Below are 953 nucleotides of genomic sequence, written 5' to 3'. Positions count from 1 at the left end.
GGTCAACCACTCACTGACCTGCAGCGGATAGTCCGGCCGTCCTTTGACGTAGGTGTCGGCGGCGGTTTTGTAGCCGGCAGCGGCTGAGTGATGGACGTGGTCGGTCATGGCAACGCTCCTTACGGCAAAACATCGGATCGACGGCAGACGCTGACGAGCATAGCGCTTGAATTTACGCTGAACTTGAACAGTCACTGATAAAGCAATGAATAAAAATTCACCCTGTTGTGTTCAAAGTGAAACATAAGCCCCTGTGGAGCCTTGCCCATGACTATCCGTTCCGTTATGTTCGCCGCCCCGTTGCTGCTGGTCGCGGCGATGTCCAGCCAGTTGGCCTTGGCCAATGGTGATGAAGAAGCACCGGTGCAGAAACCGGAATGCCCGAAAGGTCAGGTCTGGGACAGCAAAACGCAGAAGTGTGTGATGCAAGTCAGCAAAGCGCTTTCGGATGCTGACCGTACCGATTATGCCTATCGCCTCGCCAAGGCCGGTCGCTATGAAGAAGCTTTGGCACTGCTCGATACACTGACGCAACCGAACACCGCCAAGGCGCTCAACTATCGCGGATACGCCACGCGCAAACTGGGGCGCACCGACGAGGGCATCGGTTATTACCTGCAATCGCTGAAGCTTGATCCGCAGTATGCGCAAGTGCGCGAATATCTCGGCGAAGCCTATGTGATCAAAGGCCGCGTCGATCTGGCGCAGGAACAGTTGCAGCAGATCAAATCGATTTGCGGTATGTCCTGCGAGGAATACCAGGATCTGGCCGAAGCCATCAACGATTCATCGAAAACCTGAGCACTTATAAGGGCCGCCATCATCGTCAACGATCAGGCATTCAGAGCAGAACTCGGACAGCATCTGGCGCGCTTGTGGCGTTACGGTTTGCTGCTGTCGCGCAATCGGCATTTGGCTGAGGATCTGGTGCAGGCCACGTGTGTGCGGGCGCT

At 55.8% G+C, this 953-nt stretch carries 1 protein-coding gene and 2 pseudogenes; 2 read left to right on the top strand and 1 reads right to left on the bottom strand.

The features are described 5' to 3' along the window. Positions 1-108: pseudogene (locus BK660_RS33375) on the bottom strand (class I SAM-dependent methyltransferase); the annotation flags it as partial. Between the two features lie 159 nt (positions 109-267). On the opposite strand from BK660_RS33375, the gene BK660_RS31570 reads away from it, so the two are divergent. Together BK660_RS31570 and BK660_RS33370 are read left to right on the top strand one after the other, a co-directional pair. Continuing rightward, entirely contained in the window at positions 268-801 is a 534-nt protein-coding gene (locus BK660_RS31570) for a tetratricopeptide repeat protein (protein WP_123436456.1), read from the top strand. 21 nt (positions 802-822) lie between these two features. Then, positions 823-953: pseudogene (locus BK660_RS33370) on the top strand (RNA polymerase sigma factor); the annotation flags it as partial.

Origin of the sequence: Pseudomonas brassicacearum (assembly GCF_003732265.1) — a bacterium.
GTDB classification, from domain to species: Bacteria; Pseudomonadota; Gammaproteobacteria; order Pseudomonadales; family Pseudomonadaceae; genus Aquipseudomonas; species Aquipseudomonas brassicacearum_D.
The sequence above is the reverse complement of the archived record's forward strand: the minus strand, read 5'-3'. Positions and strand labels throughout refer to the sequence as shown.

Coding starts and splice junctions, on each gene's coding strand:
- BK660_RS31570 (WP_123436456.1), top strand. CDS start 268: ATGACTATCCGTTCCGTTATGTTCGCCGCCCCGTTGCTGCTGGTCGCG.